This window comes from Shouchella oshimensis, from assembly GCF_002019765.1.
Taxonomy (GTDB): Bacteria; Bacillota; Bacilli; order Bacillales; family Bacillaceae_D; genus Shouchella; species Shouchella oshimensis.
Genome location: NZ_KV917380.1, coordinates 2720768 through 2737685 on the forward strand (window position 1 = coordinate 2720768; position 16918 = coordinate 2737685).

At 40.8% G+C, this 16918-nt stretch carries 18 protein-coding genes; 4 read left to right on the forward strand and 14 right to left on the reverse strand.

What is annotated here, in order from left to right; translation table 11 throughout:
• Window positions 1-28 precede the first annotated feature (28 nt).
• The 4 genes from BK583_RS13800 to BK583_RS13815 form a co-directional block, all read right to left on the reverse strand.
• The gene (locus BK583_RS13800; RefSeq protein WP_367576386.1) at window positions 29-334 is read right to left on the reverse strand and encodes a DUF2905 domain-containing protein; all 306 of its coding nucleotides are present in this window, start codon (window positions 332-334) and stop codon (window positions 29-31) included.
• Window positions 225-1229: a Holliday junction branch migration DNA helicase RuvB gene (gene ruvB, locus BK583_RS13805; RefSeq protein ID WP_038478660.1), complete on the reverse strand. Its 1005-nt coding sequence runs from the start codon at window positions 1227-1229 to the stop codon at window positions 225-227. Before ruvB ends, BK583_RS13800 begins: the two co-directional genes overlap by 110 nt.
• A 16-nt stretch (window positions 1230-1245) precedes the next feature.
• Entirely contained in the window at window positions 1246-1851 is a 606-nt protein-coding gene (gene ruvA / locus BK583_RS13810) for a Holliday junction branch migration protein RuvA (RefSeq protein ID WP_038478657.1), read from the reverse strand.
• Window positions 1852-2014: 163 nt separating this feature from the next.
• Entirely contained in the window at window positions 2015-2545 is a 531-nt protein-coding gene (locus BK583_RS13815) for a BofC C-terminal domain-containing protein (RefSeq protein WP_055737358.1), read from the reverse strand.
• A gap of 151 nt (window positions 2546-2696) precedes the next feature.
• Here BK583_RS13815 and BK583_RS13820 point away from each other — a divergent pair, with 151 nt between their 5' ends.
• Window positions 2697-3068 carry a cupredoxin domain-containing protein gene (locus BK583_RS13820; RefSeq protein ID WP_055737357.1) on the forward strand — a complete coding sequence of 124 codons (372 nt, stop codon included), beginning with the start codon at window positions 2697-2699 and terminating at the stop codon, window positions 3066-3068.
• Window positions 3069-3094: 26 nt separating this feature from the next.
• On the opposite strand, the gene BK583_RS13825 is transcribed toward BK583_RS13820, so the two are convergent.
• From BK583_RS13825 to nadB, 5 genes are all read right to left on the reverse strand, one after another.
• Window positions 3095-3862, reverse strand: a complete 768-nt coding sequence (locus tag BK583_RS13825) for a YhcN/YlaJ family sporulation lipoprotein (RefSeq protein ID WP_055737356.1) — start codon at window positions 3860-3862, stop codon at window positions 3095-3097.
• Between the two features lie 72 nt (window positions 3863-3934).
• Entirely contained in the window at window positions 3935-5344 is a 1410-nt protein-coding gene (locus BK583_RS13830; protein ID WP_169836828.1) for a LysM peptidoglycan-binding domain-containing protein, read from the reverse strand.
• A gap of 116 nt (window positions 5345-5460) precedes the next feature.
• Window positions 5461-6513: a quinolinate synthase NadA gene (nadA, locus tag BK583_RS13835; RefSeq protein ID WP_055737427.1), complete on the reverse strand. Its 1053-nt coding sequence runs from the start codon at window positions 6511-6513 to the stop codon at window positions 5461-5463.
• Between the two features lie 51 nt (window positions 6514-6564).
• Complete coding sequence (nadC, locus tag BK583_RS13840; protein ID WP_055737354.1) at window positions 6565-7404, reverse strand: carboxylating nicotinate-nucleotide diphosphorylase; 840 nt, start codon at window positions 7402-7404, stop codon at window positions 6565-6567.
• Window positions 7391-8911, reverse strand: a complete 1521-nt coding sequence (gene nadB / locus BK583_RS13845; RefSeq protein ID WP_055737353.1) for an L-aspartate oxidase — start codon at window positions 8909-8911, stop codon at window positions 7391-7393. Before nadB ends, nadC begins: the two co-directional genes overlap by 14 nt.
• Window positions 8912-9005: 94 nt before the next feature.
• Here nadB and BK583_RS13850 point away from each other — a divergent pair, with 94 nt between their 5' ends.
• Complete coding sequence (locus BK583_RS13850) at window positions 9006-10118, forward strand: cysteine desulfurase family protein (protein WP_055737352.1); 1113 nt, start codon at window positions 9006-9008, stop codon at window positions 10116-10118.
• Between the two features lie 5 nt (window positions 10119-10123).
• Window positions 10124-10663 carry a transcription repressor NadR gene (locus BK583_RS13855; protein ID WP_055737351.1) on the forward strand — a complete coding sequence of 180 codons (540 nt, stop codon included), beginning with the start codon at window positions 10124-10126 and terminating at the stop codon, window positions 10661-10663.
• An 81-nt stretch (window positions 10664-10744) separates the two neighbouring features.
• Here the strand turns inward: BK583_RS13855 and pheA are convergent, their stop codons facing one another.
• From pheA to obgE, 3 genes are read right to left on the reverse strand one after another with little or no spacing between them, the layout of a single operon-like run.
• The gene (pheA, locus tag BK583_RS13860; RefSeq protein WP_038478627.1) at window positions 10745-11620 is read right to left on the reverse strand and encodes a prephenate dehydratase; all 876 of its coding nucleotides are present in this window, start codon (window positions 11618-11620) and stop codon (window positions 10745-10747) included.
• Window positions 11621-11642: 22 nt separating this feature from the next.
• Complete coding sequence (locus tag BK583_RS13865; RefSeq protein WP_038478624.1) at window positions 11643-12086, reverse strand: ACT domain-containing protein; 444 nt, start codon at window positions 12084-12086, stop codon at window positions 11643-11645.
• Between the two features lie 36 nt (window positions 12087-12122).
• Window positions 12123-13409 (reverse strand): GTPase ObgE, encoded by a 1287-nt coding sequence (gene obgE, locus BK583_RS13870; RefSeq protein ID WP_055737350.1) that lies wholly within the window; start codon window positions 13407-13409, stop codon window positions 12123-12125.
• A gap of 1025 nt (window positions 13410-14434) precedes the next feature.
• Here obgE and BK583_RS13875 point away from each other — a divergent pair.
• Complete coding sequence (locus BK583_RS13875; RefSeq protein ID WP_078440191.1) at window positions 14435-14572, forward strand: YrzI family small protein; 138 nt, start codon at window positions 14435-14437, stop codon at window positions 14570-14572.
• Between the two features lie 22 nt (window positions 14573-14594).
• On the opposite strand, the gene hemG is transcribed toward BK583_RS13875, so the two are convergent.
• The gene (gene hemG, locus BK583_RS13880) at window positions 14595-15983 is read right to left on the reverse strand and encodes a protoporphyrinogen oxidase (RefSeq protein WP_055737349.1); all 1389 of its coding nucleotides are present in this window, start codon (window positions 15981-15983) and stop codon (window positions 14595-14597) included.
• Complete coding sequence (gene hemH / locus BK583_RS13885) at window positions 15976-16914, reverse strand: ferrochelatase (RefSeq protein ID WP_055737348.1); 939 nt, start codon at window positions 16912-16914, stop codon at window positions 15976-15978. The genes hemG and hemH overlap by 8 nt, the downstream gene beginning before the upstream one ends.
• Window positions 16915-16918 lie beyond the last annotated feature (4 nt).

Here is a 16918-nt window from a genome sequence, read left to right on the forward strand (position 1 = left end):
CCGTTGAATGCGCAAAACCGCAAGCCTGTCATCTCCTGATAAAAGATAGTATAAGCGAGAGGACTATGCTAATAATGATACACGTAACAATTGGGAAGTAAATGGTTGTGTTTCCGCTTTTAAAAAGGAAGTCTCCTGGTAATTTACCTAGGGGGATAAATCGACCTGCCAATTCCCAAATGAGTCCTATTGCCAGTATAATGGCACCAACTATCATAAGAGTTCTACCCATCTTTACGGTACTCCAATCCAAAATGAGTATAGCTACTTTGGGTCGCCACTCGACCACGAGGGGTACGTTGGATAAACCCAATTTGAAGAAGATATGGTTCATAAACTTCTTCAATCGTATCGGACTCCTCGCCAATGGAAGCTGCAATCGTTTCAATTCCAACTGGCCCTCCATTAAAACGATGGATAATGCCTTTGATTAGCTTCTCATCAATATGATCAAGTCCTAGAGGATCAACTTGAAGTCGCTCAAGGGCGTGTTTTGCCAAATCTAAAGAAATCGAATCGTGCCCATCGACTTGTGCAAAATCTCTGACACGCTTTAATAATCGATTTGCAATTCGCGGTGTTCCTCTTGACCTTCTTGCAATCTCCACCTCTGCATCCTTTGTTAACTCCACGTCAAACACTTGAGCAGAGCGATGAATAATTTTCGCTAAATCATCCGGTTTGTAATAATCAAGTCTCGACAATACCCCAAAACGATCTCGCAACGGTGCTGAGATCATTCCCGCCTTTGTTGTCGCACCTACTAAAGTAAACGGCGGTAAGTCAAGACGGACAGACCTAGCTGTTGGACCTTTGCCAATGACAATATCAATACAAAAGTCTTCCATTGCTGGATAAAGTATTTCTTCTATTACACGGTTCAAACGATGGATTTCATCAATAAATAAGACGTCGCCAGGCTCAAGGGATGTGAGGATAGCGGCTAAATCACCTGCACGCTCAATAGCAGGACCTGCAGTTGTTTTTATTTGACCGCCCATTTCTTGAGCAATAATGGCAGCAAGAGTCGTTTTACCAAGACCTGGGGGTCCATATAGGAGTACATGGTCCAACGCTTCTTGTCTTAGCTTCGCAGCCTTCATAAAAATAGATAAATTGTCTTTTACTTCGTCTTGACCGATGTACTCCTTTAGTAAAGCCGGGCGAAGCTGTTGTTCCGTAATTTCTTCCGTTTCCGTTGATTCAGCCGAAACGACTCGCTCATCCATGCCTGTTTACCCCCTTCTATGTACGAAGCATAAGCGCAAGTGCACGCTTAATGTACTCATCGGTTTCAAGATCTTCCCCAAGTAGCTTTTTCTTCACTCTATTAAGTTCTTTATCAACATATCCCAGTGCTTTTAACGCTTCAAGAGCGTCAGCTAGCTGGTCATTCTCTTGTTTAGAAGTCGCTAAAGGTGTCTCTTGTAACAATGATGCGGTTGTAAAATCCTCTAGCTTCCCCTTTAAATCTAAAATGATTTGCCTTGCTGTTTTCTTTCCAATTCCCGGGAATCTCGTGAGCAACGCTTCATCCTCTCGCTCAATCGCTTCCACGATTTGATCTGTTTGACCAGCTGCTAAAACCGCCAAAGCTCCTTTTGGTCCAATACCTGATACACTTAATAATTTTTCAAATAAGCTACGTTCTTGTTTATGTTTAAACCCATATAAACGCTGAAAATCTTCACGCACATAGTGATAAGTCACGACCGTTAAAGCCTTATTTTTTTGCCCGGTAAACCTGTACGGATTCGCACATATAATTTGATAGCCGATACCATTTGTTGTTTCAATGACAAGATGAGAAGGTTCAACTTCTACTAACACACCTTTTATATAGTCAATCATCTTTTCTCCTCCAAAAAACCGAACATTTATTTCTATAGTAGCACACTCTTCGTTTCTTTTTAAGCCATAATAGTGGGTCAAGACGAAAGTGCCCACAGCTCAAAAAAGCTTATCGGTTTTCGACAAGCTCTTTATAAAAATGGTTGTATCTTAGTTCTATTTACTACCCCTTCTTGTCAACAATCGCATTTAATTCATCAACAGAAGATACTTTCATTCCTTTTGTAAGCGCGAGCTTTACGGAGGAAGCCAATGAATACTCGCTCAAATGGTCATAGGTTTGAATAATGTGCTTCGCTTCAGGTTGACCCGTATATAAAATTAAATGTTGATCATCAGACAAACCCAAATAGCCCTCTTGCTTAACCTCAGGTGATAGGTCAAGGAGTTCTTGCCTAAAATGAACAAACCCTTTTTTTTGATCCACCACTTGCCAATTACTATACTCATACCAAAAATCCTGTAATGAATTAATCGCTTCTTTTCTCGTTTCTTCTTGACTTATACCATCGGCAAAAACGGTTTCAAACAAGAGCTCTACTTCATTGTCAGCCTGTTCTTTCACTGCCTCAGGACGACTTATTTCCGTTGGTTCACCCTCATTCCAAATAATAAATGTACTATAAAAAAGAATAACAGAAAACGCCCCAAGTACGAAGGGTAGCCAATGCTTATGAATGATTTTTTTGTACATACGTATACGCGCTCCTTCTATGTGCAGATGCTACCCATTCTTTCCATGTTCACTTTCTTCTATTCTTTAAAAAGACACAGGATTTTCATATCTCCACCTTTAGTAAAAAGAAAACCATGCCATAATAGAGTGTAGAAAAAGGAGTGATCGCATGAAAAGAATTGTTTTACAAATACTGGGTTTATTTTTTGTTGTGGCGCTAGCAGCATGTGGCGGTAATGAGTCAGATGATGCGCAGAGTGAACAAGTGGAAACGGATGAAACCGTAACCATTAAAGCGCTTAACTGGCATTTTGATGAGGAAGAGTATATTGTTCCATCTGGTGAAACCACAATTGAACTGATTAACGAAAGTGGTAACCATGGAATTATTATTCGTGAAGTTAACAGCGGCGAAGATGTCGTTCTTAACAAGCAAGGCTCTACAGTCGCTACTTTAGCACCTGGAGAATATGAGATCATTTGTTCAATTCCTTGTGGGAGCGGTCATACAGATATGACGGCAACCTTAGTGGTTACATAAAAAAAGAAGGCAGCTGCCTTCTTTTTTTAACGACTTTTTTCAAATGGACGTTTTGCTGCACGACCTAAGTCTTTCATCATGTCTTGGAACGTATTTTCTACTTCTTTAAAAGCAGCGCCTGTCCGTAAACGGTCATCCATTTTACTCATCGAAGAGTAAGCATCCCTATCAGTAGTGACGGTGACATGCTTGCCTTCTCCCATAATACGTTGAACGTGTTTATGCATATCACGATCTACATGATGCTGGTTGCCTTTACTTTTATAACCAATGACAACATCATTGTCATGAACCATTACACGTGGATCTTGAACGCCATCCATTTTTTTCAGTTCACTTGTTAAGCTGCTGATATGCTTTCCATCATACTCTTTATGATAGTGTGCTTCCGTTGTTTTTTTGTGCATGGAAGAACGTTTGAACTGCATACCTCTACCGCTTATTGTGTCATGTTTGCGATTAAGAACCCCATTTTCGTCAACCATACCAGGTCGATCATTTCCAGTTATTCCGCGTCCATGAGCCATTTTGCGATTTTGGTTGTAGTAGGCTTTCGGATTATTTAAACGGTCATTCTTTTGTGAGAAACGATTGTTTTGATAATACTCTTTCCCACCAACACCATTTCCATAATACGGGTAATTCGCATTATAGTCATTTCCACCGTAATCATACCCCATTTGTGCTTCACTACCACGATACATATTCCCTTGTGTTTGATTTCCACCGTTACAAGCTGTAAGACCAGTCGTAATAACTGCTGCACATAAGAAAGAAGCTACTGTTTTTTTCATATTTGAAATCCCCCTTTCAGTGATATTGTCCACCAAAAGAGGGATTTTAATCTGTTAGTTGTTGGGTTTTAATTAATCTTCATGCGTGTCTTTTTCATCATAATTATTCACTTGTTCTTTCGGTCCATAAGGAGCGTACGATGCTTGCATTCCATGCATTGTCTCCCATTGGGGCGCCTGATTATGTGCAGACGCTTCTCGATATCCATACTCATTTTGTGTGTGCCCGTATTGCTCTATTTGAGGAGCATATGAGTCCATTTGTGGATAGAACCAACTTTGATTTGCACTGTTCCACTGACCATCTTTTTTTACAAACGTAGGAGATGGTTGTTGATTTCCCATCCCTTGTTGCATTGGGGCGTGGTGGTTTCCTCCCATCCCTTGTTGCATTGGGGCGTGGTGGTTTCCTCCCATCCCTTGTTGCATTGAGGCGTGGTGGTTTCCTCCCATCCCTTGTTGCATTGGGGCTTGATGGTTTCCTCCCATTCCTTGTTGCATTGGGGCATGGTGGTTTCCTCCCATCCCTTGTTGCATTGGGGCTTGATGGTTTCCTCCCATTCCTTGTTGCATTGGGGCATGGTGGTTTCCTCCCATCCCTTGTTGCATTGAGGCGTGGTGGTTTCCTCCCATCCCTTGTTGCATTGGCGCATGGTGGTTTCCTCCCATTCCTTGTTGCATTGAGGCGTGGTGGTTTCCTCCCATTCCTTGTTGCATGGGCGCATGGTGGTTTCCTCCCATCCCTTGTTGCATTGGGGCGTGGTGGTTTCCTCCCATCCCTTGTTGCATTGGGGCGTGGTGGTTTCCTCCCATCCCTTGTTGCATTGGGGCGTGGTGGTTTCCTCCCATCCCTTGTTGCATGGGCGCGTGGTGGTTTCCTCCCATCCCTTGTTGCATTGGGGCATGGTGGTTTCCATTGGTCGAATTCATCATTGATTCAACAGGTGAAGATTCATTTGTTGTAGACCACTGATTCATTAAAGACGGAGAATTTCCAGTCATTTCTTGCATGTAATGAGTTTCATTCATCGATTGCGGACTGATTGACTGATTTGTTGCACTGACTTGCTGATTTGGGACATGTGGAGGTGTCTTAGGGTATGTTCCACATGACGAACAAGCTTGCTTTGGTGGCAAAGGCTTCGGTTCAGAGCTATATGATGCACTCTTTGGTGGCTGCGCCAATGTTTTCAAAGCACTTATAGAATCTAATTCGGTCGTGTTTGTAGCTGGTTTTTTTAATGGTTCAAGTTTTTCTTTTTTATTTAATAACGGTTTTTTTGGTTCTTTATTTGGTTCTTTAACAGATGTTTCTTTTCGAACAGCAACTGTTGGAGAAGGGATTTTCACCTTCATTCCTGGCATTAATACATCTGGATTCGTTATCGTCGAATTTGCTTGTTTAATTTGATTTAATGATAAATCATACTTATCCGCCAGTTTTCCTACAGTGTCCCCTTTTTGTACAATATGAATTCTCATTGGGTCGTCCCCCCTGTTATAGGCATTCGTACACACTATGCGCACTGATTCCATAATGTTCCTCTTTAAAAATGATTATGAGAATAGTTTCAAGCATATGACGAGGACAACTTAATTTATTTTACTGATAAAAGCATGCGATCTAAAGCCATTTTGGCATAATCGGTAATGGTTTTTGGTACGTTAATTTCAAATTGATAAACACCCTCACGTAGTAAATCAAGCGTCCAACACAAATGCTCAGGGTCAATTCGATTCATAGTTAAGCAAGGGCACATATAAGGGTTCAAAGACTCAATCTGTTTGTCAGGATGTTGTCTCGCTAACCGATTAACCAAATTCATTTCTGTACCAACTGCCCATTTTGTTCCTGATTCAGCTTCTTGGATCACCTGAATAATGTGACTGGTACTACCTGCATCATCAGCGGCTTGAACAACTTCATAGCTACATTCTGGATGCACAATAATGTTCATATCAGGAAATTGCGCTCGTTTTTCATTTATTTGGGAAACAGTAAATTTTTCATGAACCGAGCAATGACCTTTCCATAAAATGATTCTAATTTCGTCTAAGTTGATACCATCCGCTCGTTCTAACTCATTTTTATGCGGACACCAAACAGCCATTTGTTCAAGTGGAATCCCAAGTTCAGCAGCTGTATTCCGACCAAGATGTTGATCGGGCAAAAACAAGAGTCGTTCTTTTTGATGCAACGCCCAGCTAACCATTTCTTTCGCATTAGACGAAGTCAAGCATGCTCCACCATGTTCGCCACAAAAAGCCTTGATAGCCGCAGTTGAATTGACATAGGTTAGGGGAACAAGGGTATTTCCGTACATCTCTGTTAAGCTTTTCCAAGCTCTTTTCGTTTGTGCATGCGTTGCCATATCTGCCATAGAACAGCCAGCTGCAAGGTCAGGTAAAAGAACAGTTTGACTTGGACTCGTTAACATGTCTGCGGTTTCCGCCATGAAATGAACACCACAGAACACAATAAAGGCAGCATCACTTTTTGCACATAATTGAGCAAGCTGTAAGGAATCACCTGTCACATCAGCAAACTGAATCACGTCTTCTCGTTGATAGTGATGCCCCGGTATGAGTAATTCGTTACCAAAAAAGGCTTTAGCTTGATGGATCCGGCTTACTTTCTCTTCTGTTGACATCGTACGGTAATGCTCTGGAAGAATCGTTGGTTTTACTAGTTCCACTTTCCGTCATCCTCTCTTAAGTAACATGCTTAAATCAAGTGCTTTAACTGAATGGGTAATAAACCCTAAAGATAGAAAGTCTACTCCTGTGCCTGCATAAAGGTGTATCGTAGACAGATCAATCCCTCCAGAAGCTTCAGTTCGGATGGAAGGTGGCACAAGTTTTTGGTACGTGCGTATCTCGTCCGGTGAAGCATTATCAAACATAATGACATCTGCAGCCGCCGCCACAGCCTCTTTTACTTCCTCGGCATTTGTTGTTTCTACTTCAATTTTCATCATCGGTCCCGCTATCGCTTTTACACGACGAACAGCCTTTGAAATGGAACCACATGCTGCAATATGATTTTCCTTTAACATAACAGCATCATGTAAGCCATTACGGTGATTGTAACCACCACCAGCGCGACAGGCTGCTTTATCAAACATTCTAAGACCTGGTGCCGTTTTTCTTGTATCACACAAGCGGATTGAAGGGTCATTTAAACGCTCTTTTGCTAAATGAACCGTTGAAGCAATGCCACACATACGTTGCAATACATTTAATAAAACACGCTCCCCTTGAAGGAGTGTATACACATTTCCTTCTAACGTTGCAAGAACATCCCCTTTTTCAATAAACTGTCCTTCTGTTTTAGAACTAGTGATATTAATCTCATGATCAAAAAGCGTAAAATACGTATGCAGCACTTGTTCTCCTGAAAATACACCTGCATCTTTAGCCACTATTTCAGCAGTTACGCTCCCCGCGGATTTAGAAAAAATACTTTCAGATGTTTCGTCCCTATCGCCAATATCTTCTAAAATGAACTGCTTTAGCGCTTCTCTTACTTTAATGGTGTTCACAGAAACCTCCTTGGTTTACTACTGACATTTTCCCACTGCAAAAACGAATGGTTCGCTCTTTCCAAAAAGAGGATGTAGCGAAAAAGTCACTTCGTTGGTGAGTTCCTCTTGTTTCTTCCCTCGTTAGCGCCGCCCGGGTAATGAAGGTCGCTACTTCAAACATACCCTTATCTTCAGTAGACTGCTTACAGGATGCAGGCTGCCTTCGATAGACATCAAACCACTCTAGCATCTCGTGCAATTCTTGTTGAGAGCGCTTTATTCCTACTTGATGCATCATCCGCTGTTGTAGTTCCTCCCGCTTAGGTAATAAATGTTCTTGAGGGTCTATACGCACTAAGGAAGAGGTATCATCTAATTGAACGATAGGTGCTTTTTTAGATTCCGATACTAGATGATCTGCACATGCTGTTGCAAAATAAATGGCTTCCAGTAAAGAATTGCTTGCAAGTCGGTTTGCACCATGAGCACCAGAACAAGCAACTTCCCCAATCGCATATAATTGTTCAACTGCCGTCCTTCCGACTTGATCGACTTCCACTCCTCCACAAATAAAATGGGCTCCTGGTGCAACAGGAATTGGTTTCATTGCCGGATCGATTCCCTCTCGTATACATGCTTGATAAAGAAATGGGAACCGAGTTGAAAAATAATCGAGATGCCTCACATCTAAATAAATGGCTTCACCTTGCAACATTGCTTCATGCAGCACAGCTGAAACAAGATCTCTTCCTTCTAAATCGCCTTGTGGGTATCGACCTAACAGACGCTCTTGTTTACCATTTACTAAATAGCCTCCTTCGCCGCGAACAGCTTCACTCATTAAGATTGAATGTTTCCCCTTTAATATCGTTGGATGAAATTGTATGTACTCTAAATCTTTTAATACTGCACCTGCTTGATAAGCGAGAAACATTCCTTCTCCTGTAGCCGTTGGTGAATTTGAATTTACTTCGAACAGTTGGCCAACTCCGCCTGTCGCCATTACAACAAAATCAGCTTGCCACTCTCCTTCTAACGTGCAGATTCCCGTAACGACACTCCCTTTTTTAATTAATCCCGTTACCTCTGCATGTTCATATACCGTTACGCGAGGAGCGACACGTTCCCATAACGTTTCTACAATGGTCTTACCTGTTTGATCTTTCACATGAACGATTCGACTTTTTTGATGTGCTCCCTCACGTCCAAGGGCATAATAGCCATCCTGCTTATCAAACGAAACACCCATCTCTTCAAGCTCATGAATGAGGTAACTTGCCTTTTCCGTAATCGATTTGACTAGCCATTCGTCGTTTACTCCTTTCCCGGCATGTAACGTGTCTTGAAAATGATAAATGGGATGGTCCTCCTTATCTAGGGCTGCTGCTATACCTCCTTGGGCAGAGGCTGAGTTGCTTTCTATATAAGCAGACTTTGTGAAAATAATCACATTCAATTGGTCAGCAAGCTTATGAGCTGCAACCAAACTAGCGATTCCAGATCCTATAATAATAACTGTTTTCAAATGAACCTCCTGTCTGTGTAAATATACACTTGTCTTGTCACCTATATTTACATAGAATAAAAGAAAACACAACTACAATTTTTAAGGAGCGATTATGCATTATTTTGACTATAGTTCTACAACACCAATGTCGGAAAGGGCGCTTAAAGCTTACCAAGAATGTGCAATAAAGCAGTTTGCTAACCCTATGAGCCCTCATACACTTGGCGTTCACGCTGAATGGCATTTGCTTCATTATCGAGAACGAATTGCAAAGCAATTAAACGTGGAGCACAATGCCATTTACTTTACAGGATCTGGGTCTGAAGCGAATTTTTTAGCCATTGTTTCATTAGTTCGTTCATTGGGTCATAAAGGAAAGCACATACTTACAACAAAGACAGAGCATCCATCCATATTATCGACTTTTTTGTACTTACAAACACAAGGATATGACGTTGATTATGTGGACGTTCTGCCGACTGGTGAGGTGTCAATCCCATCCTTACTAGCAACTATTCGCGAAGACACTGTGTTTTGTTCAGTTGCAATTGCCGCAAGTGAAATAGGCACCATACAGAATGTACACATCCTTAGTGAGATTTTACGAAGTCATGATATACTATTTCATAGTGATTGTGTTCAAGGTTTAGGAAAGATCGACATCGACCTTTCATTAGTCGATGCAGCCAGTTTTTCTGCTCATAAGTTGTACGCTCCAAAAGGTTTAGGTATCATTTATTTAGCACCTGAGCATTATTTCAAACCTTTTCTACATGCTGTTACTCATGAGTATGGAATGAGACCAGGTACTGTGGATTTGCCGGCTATTGCTGCTTTTACAGTTGAACTTGAACACGCATTTTCTATTAGGAAGACACTCTCAGATCGGCACATTCGTTGGCAGCGTTTCATTCTTTCACAACTAGCTCAAGACGTTTCAATTGTTGGCACTACGGTTCCTAAGCGTTTACCTTTTCATCTAGGATTGATGGTACACGGATGGAGCGGCCAACAATTTATGCTTGAATGTAGTCGTGCTGGATTATGTATTGGAATTGGTTCAGCTTGTCAAGTTGGACAAACCAAGCCCTCTAAAGCTTTACTCGCTCTTGGATACACAGCTGAGTATGTTCAACAATACATTCGTGTTACGTTCGGAGAGCCAACAACATCAGAAGATATCTCTTTCTTAATTCAGACGTTTAAGACAATATTAACAAGGTGATTACAATGAAAAACCAACCAAAAAAATTAGTATCCTCAGAAAGACGTTCTGCCATTCTTCAGTGGTTGCTTGAAGAAGGACAGCCGATAACAGGAAGTGATTTAGCTAGACGTTCAGGCGTTAGTCGTCAAGTTATTGTCCAAGACATGTCGCTGTTAAAAGCAAAAGGTGAGCCCATTTTCTCTACAGCTCAAGGCTATTTGTATTTACAACAGCAAAAAGAACAGCGAATTCAGCGCCTTATCGCTGTTCAACACCCTCCAGAAGACACAATGGACGAGCTGTATACATTTGTCGATAGTGGTTTAACCGTAATAGACGTTATCATTGAACATCCTATTTATGGTGAAATTACAGGAACATTACGCTTATCCAATCGTCAAGATGTGAATGCCTTCTGCGATCGTTTGCAGCAAGAAGGTGCTTATTTATTATCTCAACTAACGAACGGCATTCACCTGCATTCTGTTGAAGCAGATACTGAGCAACAAATCGAGCGAGCACTTCAACATCTTAGGGAGAAAGGCTATTTAGTAGAGGAATAAGACGTTAGGCTAACTTCACTGGACAAAAAAACGCTGATCCTCGATCAGATTTCTTCTCATCTAATCGAGGTTCAGCGTTTTTTATTTTTCTACCCTAGTGAGTTGATCACTATACGTGTAATAACTCCCAAGTACATCAACTTTACAGCCTAATGCGTTTAATTCAGCAATTGCTCCAGGTAATAGCACATCGTCCATTAACTGTTGAACATCAATAATAAAGAAATAATTACCTAATCCTGTTTTCGTTGGACGGGATTCAATTTTAGATAAATTAAGTTTCCGCCACGCAAAAGCAGATAACACTTGATGAAGCGCTCCTGTGAAATCAGATGGAAGTGTGATCATTAGTGTCGTTACTTCACCTACATGGGGTTCTTTCGTTACGAATTGTTCCTGTTGATGACCAGATGATACAACTAAAAATCGCGTTTGATTTTCACGGTAATCATGAATGTCTTCTGCAACAATAGAAAGACCATATAAGTTAGCTGCTTCACGGTTTGCTATCACACAGACGTCATCGTCCTGGTGCTTCGCAAGCCAAGCGGCTGCCTGTGCTGTAGAATCAGCATGCTCCACTTTGACATCCGGAAAGTGCTCCTGTATAAAACGATGACATTGAGCCAATGCTTGCGGGTGAGAAATAATTTTTTTTGGAGCAACAGAGGCGAACTCTTTTCTAGATGCAGATAATAAGTGATGTGCAATACCAATTGAAACCGCCCCAACAATAGGCATTGGTTTTTGATGAATTAAGTAATCAAGAGTGACGTTAACCGTGCCCTCGATCGCGTTTTCAATTGGTACAACTGCGTAATCTGTTCCCTTATTAAAAGCTAAATCAATTGTTCTCGGTATGGTTTTCAACGGGATTCTTTCATCTTGAGGAAAAAGAAACTTCGCTGCCATTTCTGTAAATGTTCCTCTTGGTCCAAGAAAGCCGATTTTCTTCATTTACTCTCCACTCCCTCTTTATCTATGAGCCAGAGCCAACCATTTCTACTCGCTCGACTGCTTCAAGTGATTTCATTTTTGCAAATAAATCATGGAGCCCAATTTGAATTGGGGCGGTATCCACGGATAAGGTAATGCTCGCTCGACCTTGAAGTGGAATCGTTTGATTGATTGTTAATATATTCGCTCCGGTACTGGCAACAATTTGAAGTAATTCTGATAACGTCCCGGATCGATCTTCTAAATTAATCATTAACGTAATAATACGTTCTTTATTCACAGAATGAAAAGGGAAGATACCATCCTTATATTTATAGAATGCACTTCGACTGATGCCCACAAGCTGAACGGCTTCATTAATTTTCGCTGCTTTTCCAGTTGCAAGTAATGCCTTTGCTTCTAATGTTCGTTGCATTGCATCGGTTAACATATCTTCTCTTACTAGAAAAAACTGATTTTCACTCACCCTTCGTATCCCCCCAATCGTATTCATTCGTCTAGCCTATTCAATAAACTCAAATTCAAATTTCATAATTCGAACCATGTCACCGTCTTTAGCGCCTTTTTCACGTAAAGCCGCATCAACACCCATTCGTCTTAGCTTTCGAGCAAATCGTCGGACTGATTCGTCCCTTGCGAAATCCGTCATCTTAAATACACGCTCAAGCTCAGCACCACTCACTTCATAGACACCGTCATCTGCACGTGTAATGATGAATGGATCAACCGGTGTTTCATGACGATATACTACTCGTGCTTCTTCATCTGTCTCTTTATCATGTAACGGAAACTCTGGCGCATGCTCTAATTCATCCGCTATCGCCAAAAGAAGCTCTCTTACACCCTCTCGCGTAATCGCAGACATCGGATGAATATGAACATCTTCATCCATTTCTTGTTTAAATCTCTCTAGATTCTCAGCTGCATCTGGCATGTCCATTTTGTTGGCTACAATGATTTGCGGCCGCTCTGTTAAACGATAATTATACTGTTCAAGTTCTGCTGTAATCTTTTTATAGTCGTCAACGGGATCGCGTCCTTCCATCGCCGACATATCAATTAAGTGAACGATAACACGTGTACGTTCAATATGACGCAAGAATTGGTGTCCAAGACCTACCCCCTCATGGGCGCCTTCAATTAATCCAGGTAAATCAGCCATAACAAAACTACGATTATCCTGTGTGTCAACAACACCTAAATTCGGTGTAATCGTTGTAAAATGGTAATCAGCAATTTTCGGCTTTGCTGCTGAGACAATTGAAAGCAACGTTGACTTCCCAACAGATGGAAAACCAACTAGTCCAACATCAGCTAATACTTTAAGTTCAAGAACTAAATTTCGTTCAATTCCTGGCTCCCCATTTTCAGCATGGTCTGGGGCTGGGTTTGCTGGTGTAGCAAATCGAACGTTTCCACGTCCACCTCGACCACCCTTTGCCACAATAGCTGATTGGCCATGTTCTGTTAAATCAGCAATAAGTGCTCCGGTCGTTTCATCGGTTACTGTGGTTCCAGGTGGGACTGAAACCACTAAATCTTTGGCGTTTTTCCCATGCATGTTTTTTGACATCCCATGTTCTCCACGTTTTGCTTTAAAATGACGGTTGTAACGAAAATCCATCAAGGTACGCAATCCCTCATCTACTTGTAACACGACATTGGCGCCACGGCCACCATCTCCACCAGCTGGACCACCATCAGGGACATATTTTTCACGACGATAAGCAACCATACCGTTTCCTCCGTCGCCACCTTTTGCATATACCTTAACTTTATCTATAAACATTTAGATTCCACCTCTATATAACCCACGGTGCTTTCATAAGCTACTCGTAGCGTTGTAATTGCGTTCGTTTGTTCCTTAATTACTGTATCTCATCTAATGATACTGGGCTATTATCCATTGTCTCCCTATAACATTTGATCAAAACTGATTAATCAAACTAGAAGAATTAAAAAAGTGAAGAAAATATGCAATTGCCTCGTATCATTTTCTATGATCGTGACATAAGCTAAAAAGAATGCCTTAGCGAACAAATCAAATGCTTGTTCCGTTTGCTAAACAGAATGGTTTTCCATTTCTTTCAGCGTTCGTAAGGGATTCGTATATTACTTTTGCATTTAAATGGTTATAAAGGCTTGTGGTAAGTCCAAGCTACTCAACCGTCACTTGCAGTTTGACAGACCGTATGATTGATAATCGTTCTAACCTGTTCGAGGTTCCTCAATGCACGATTTCCCTAAATCCGCTGCATCACGTTCACCCAATCGTTACAGATTAAAGCAAAAACTTGATTATCTCTTTACTGTGTCTTTCGTCGTCAACACTCCTTTTAATAAGGAAATCCAGCACATCTTTCCTATTATAGCACAAACAAATTCAGACAAACAGGGATGAAATCTACACACGTCACCAAAAAAAAATTCACTTTTTTCCCAAAAAAATATTTACAAATTTGTGAACATCCGTTATGATTTACAATAGTTAATGAAAAGGAGATGAGCAAAATGTTAATGACAATGAAAAAAATACATTCAATTTCATATGTTTCGTTTTGTTCACACACCATTCGTTAATGCACATTCTTTTAAATATGGCTTAGCATACAGTGAACAGGTAAACGAAGGGCTTTTATTGCCTTTTAAGAGAACCTGTATTTTTTATGCCTATTTACTGGAAAATTTTAGAAAAGGAGTGTCTATGATGACAATTATGCAATGCCAACTGCAAGCACATTTATTAATGATGATCGATGAGGTGCCAGGCTTTACCTAAAGTAGCACCTCCTACGAAAGGAGGTCAGTAACACAATGACTTTTTCAATTTTGTTCTTTTCTATTCATATTAAAAAACGAACGTATTCAAAAAAAGAGCTAGAGACCATTGTCTATAATAATAAAGCAATGGAACGATTAGATGAAATACGCACAACGTATTACATGCATTAAAAAAAGTGACGTGATATTGCCATCACGTCACTTTTACTGTATCAGCTATTTTTTTCGCTATTTCATTTCCTTGTTTCACACAGTCAGGAACCCCTACACCTTCAAATGCAGCACCGGCAACATGTAAGCCAGAATGTGTTGCAGTTAAATCATGTACAAGTCGTTGTACCCGTTCAACATGACCAACCTTATATTGTGGCATCGCTTCATACCACCTTGTGATTTGTACGTGCTCAGGGTCAGCTTCACAATTCATAATACCTTTTAAATCTGCTAAAACAGCATTTGTTATCGATTCGTCATTTTCATAAACAATCTCAGGCTGATTAGGTTTCCCTACATAGGCACGCATTAGCGTTTTACCTGGCTTTCCTGTATGTGGCCATTTTACATCTGTCCACGTGCAAGCTGTTATTGTCTCATCCCCGTCTCGAGCAACCACAAAACCGGTTCCTTCATAAGGATTATGAATGGCATAGTCTGGAAAGGTTAAAGCAACGGTCGCACAACTTGTAGCTGTCAGAGCTTGCAATTGTTGTTCGATCTTTTTATCTGGTATTAATTGACTCGCTTTTTGTGGTGGCGTCGTGATGAGTACAGAGTGATATGGTCCTTTTCGCTCACCGTTTGTTAAACAGACTAAATAACGATTGTCGCCTTCCTTCACAATTTCTTCCACTTGTGTGTTGAAGAAAACACGATCTTCTTTAAGGTTTTTAACAACTGCCTCAAAGACCGACTGTAGACCCGTTTTAACGGTTAAAAACATACCTTGTTTTTTTACGTTTTCTTCAGGCTGTTGCTTTTTTTCAAGTGCTTTGAGCAGACTACCTTCTTCCTCCATCTTTAAGAAATGAGGGAAAGTCGCTTTCATACTTAACTCGTAAATATTTCCACCATAAATTCCACCTAACAAAGGTTCAATTAATGAAGAAACCATTTCTTTTCCTAATCGATGTTCAAAGAAATCGCCTAACGAGATATCCCCATTCACTCTAGGAGCCATTGGCTTATCATATTCCTTTAAAAGTTCTTTCTTGCCGTCAGTAGAAAGTAAATCCGTTTTCATGAATTCATCTAAATCAGTAGGAATACCTAAAACCGTTCGCTTTGGATTCGGATATAGCACACCATCTTTTAAAATGTATGCTTGTCCTACTTCGTTACGAACCAGCTCATCATACAAACCCACTCTCTTAATTAAGTCAGTCATGGCTACTTTACGCTCTAAATAAGAATCTGCACCACCTTCAATGATAAACCCGTCATCCATCATTGTTACAACCTTACCACCAGCACGATCTTGTTGCTCAAACACATGGTACTCTAAGGATGTATGATCTTCTAACCATAGTGCAGCAGCTAATCCAGTAGCTCCTGCACCGATTATTGCTACTTGGTTATCACTCATACGTATCTACAGCAGCGAACTGCTTTTCAATGGCATCTGCCATCGCTTCTAAAAATAGCGGATGATCATTTGGCATTGGTGGTCTTAAATAGGTAGCACCAATTTCATCGGTTACAACTTTACATTCGTAATCATTGTCATATAAAACTTCTAGGTGTTCTGCTACAAAACCAACTGGACAATACATAAAAGCTTTATAGCCTTTGTCAGCGTATAATGCTCTTGTCAAATCTTGCACATCAGGACCAAGCCAAGGATCAGGTGTATTCCCTTCGCTCTGCCAACCGATTTCATAATGCATGACATCAGCCTTCTCAGCTAGCAACTGTGCCGTCTCTTTTAATTGCGCTGGATACGGATCACCTGCCGCAATAATCTTCTCAGGTAAGCTGTGTGCAGAAAAAATTACGCAAAGATCGTCTTTTGACGAAACCTTCTTCATTTCATTTTGAATCATTTCCGACCAATAGGCTAAAAATTTTGGCTCAGTGTACCAGCTTTCTACTGATTTAATCGTAAGCCCGCCTAATCGATCGGCTTCTGTTTTTGCACGTCCATTATACGACTTTACGCTAAACGTGGAAAAATGTGGTGCAAGTACAATGGATACAGCCTCATCCAAGCCATCTTCATGCATTTGCTGAACCGCATCTTCTATAAATGGTGAGATATGCTTTAACCCTAGATAGGGAATAAATTCATATTGCTCAAACCGTTTATTAAGCACTTCGGCAAGTCCATCTGCTTGTTGTTCGGTAATACGAGCTAACGGACTAATTCCACCAATTGCCTCATACCGATCTGTTAAGTCTTGTAACGCTTCTTGGGAAGGCGGGCGTCCATATCGAATATGCGTGTAGTAGGGTTCAATCTCTTCTTTTTTTCGAGGGGTACCATACGCCATCACAAGTAACCCAATTTTTTTCTTCATTTCC

Excerpts from the sequence above, each read along its gene's own strand:
- obgE (WP_055737350.1), bottom strand. The coding sequence starts at position 13,409 with ATGTTTATAGATAAAGTTAAGGTATATGCAAAAGGTGGCGACGGAGGA.
- BK583_RS13820 (WP_055737357.1), top strand. The coding sequence starts at position 2,697 with ATGAAAAGAATTGTTTTACAAATACTGGGTTTATTTTTTGTTGTGGCG.
- ruvB (WP_038478660.1), bottom strand. The coding sequence starts at position 1,229 with ATGGATGAGCGAGTCGTTTCGGCTGAATCAACGGAAACGGAAGAAATT.
- BK583_RS13855 (WP_055737351.1), top strand. The coding sequence starts at position 10,124 with ATGAAAAACCAACCAAAAAAATTAGTATCCTCAGAAAGACGTTCTGCC.
- BK583_RS13850 (WP_055737352.1), top strand. The coding sequence starts at position 9,006 with ATGCATTATTTTGACTATAGTTCTACAACACCAATGTCGGAAAGGGCG.
- BK583_RS13815 (WP_055737358.1), bottom strand. The coding sequence starts at position 2,545 with ATGTACAAAAAAATCATTCATAAGCATTGGCTACCCTTCGTACTTGGG.
- pheA (WP_038478627.1), bottom strand. The coding sequence starts at position 11,620 with ATGAAGAAAATCGGCTTTCTTGGACCAAGAGGAACATTTACAGAAATG.
- hemG (WP_055737349.1), bottom strand. The coding sequence starts at position 15,983 with ATGAGTGATAACCAAGTAGCAATAATCGGTGCAGGAGCTACTGGATTA.
- BK583_RS13875 (WP_078440191.1), top strand. The coding sequence starts at position 14,435 with ATGACTTTTTCAATTTTGTTCTTTTCTATTCATATTAAAAAACGAACG.
- nadA (WP_055737427.1), bottom strand. The coding sequence starts at position 6,513 with ATGTCAACAGAAGAGAAAGTAAGCCGGATCCATCAAGCTAAAGCCTTT.
- hemH (WP_055737348.1), bottom strand. The coding sequence starts at position 16,914 with ATGAAGAAAAAAATTGGGTTACTTGTGATGGCGTATGGTACCCCTCGA.
- BK583_RS13830 (WP_169836828.1), bottom strand. The coding sequence starts at position 5,344 with ATGAGAATTCATATTGTACAAAAAGGGGACACTGTAGGAAAACTGGCG.
- BK583_RS13800 (WP_367576386.1), bottom strand. The coding sequence starts at position 334 with ATGAACCATATCTTCTTCAAATTGGGTTTATCCAACGTACCCCTCGTG.
- ruvA (WP_038478657.1), bottom strand. The coding sequence starts at position 1,851 with ATGATTGACTATATAAAAGGTGTGTTAGTAGAAGTTGAACCTTCTCAT.
- BK583_RS13825 (WP_055737356.1), bottom strand. The coding sequence starts at position 3,862 with ATGAAAAAAACAGTAGCTTCTTTCTTATGTGCAGCAGTTATTACGACT.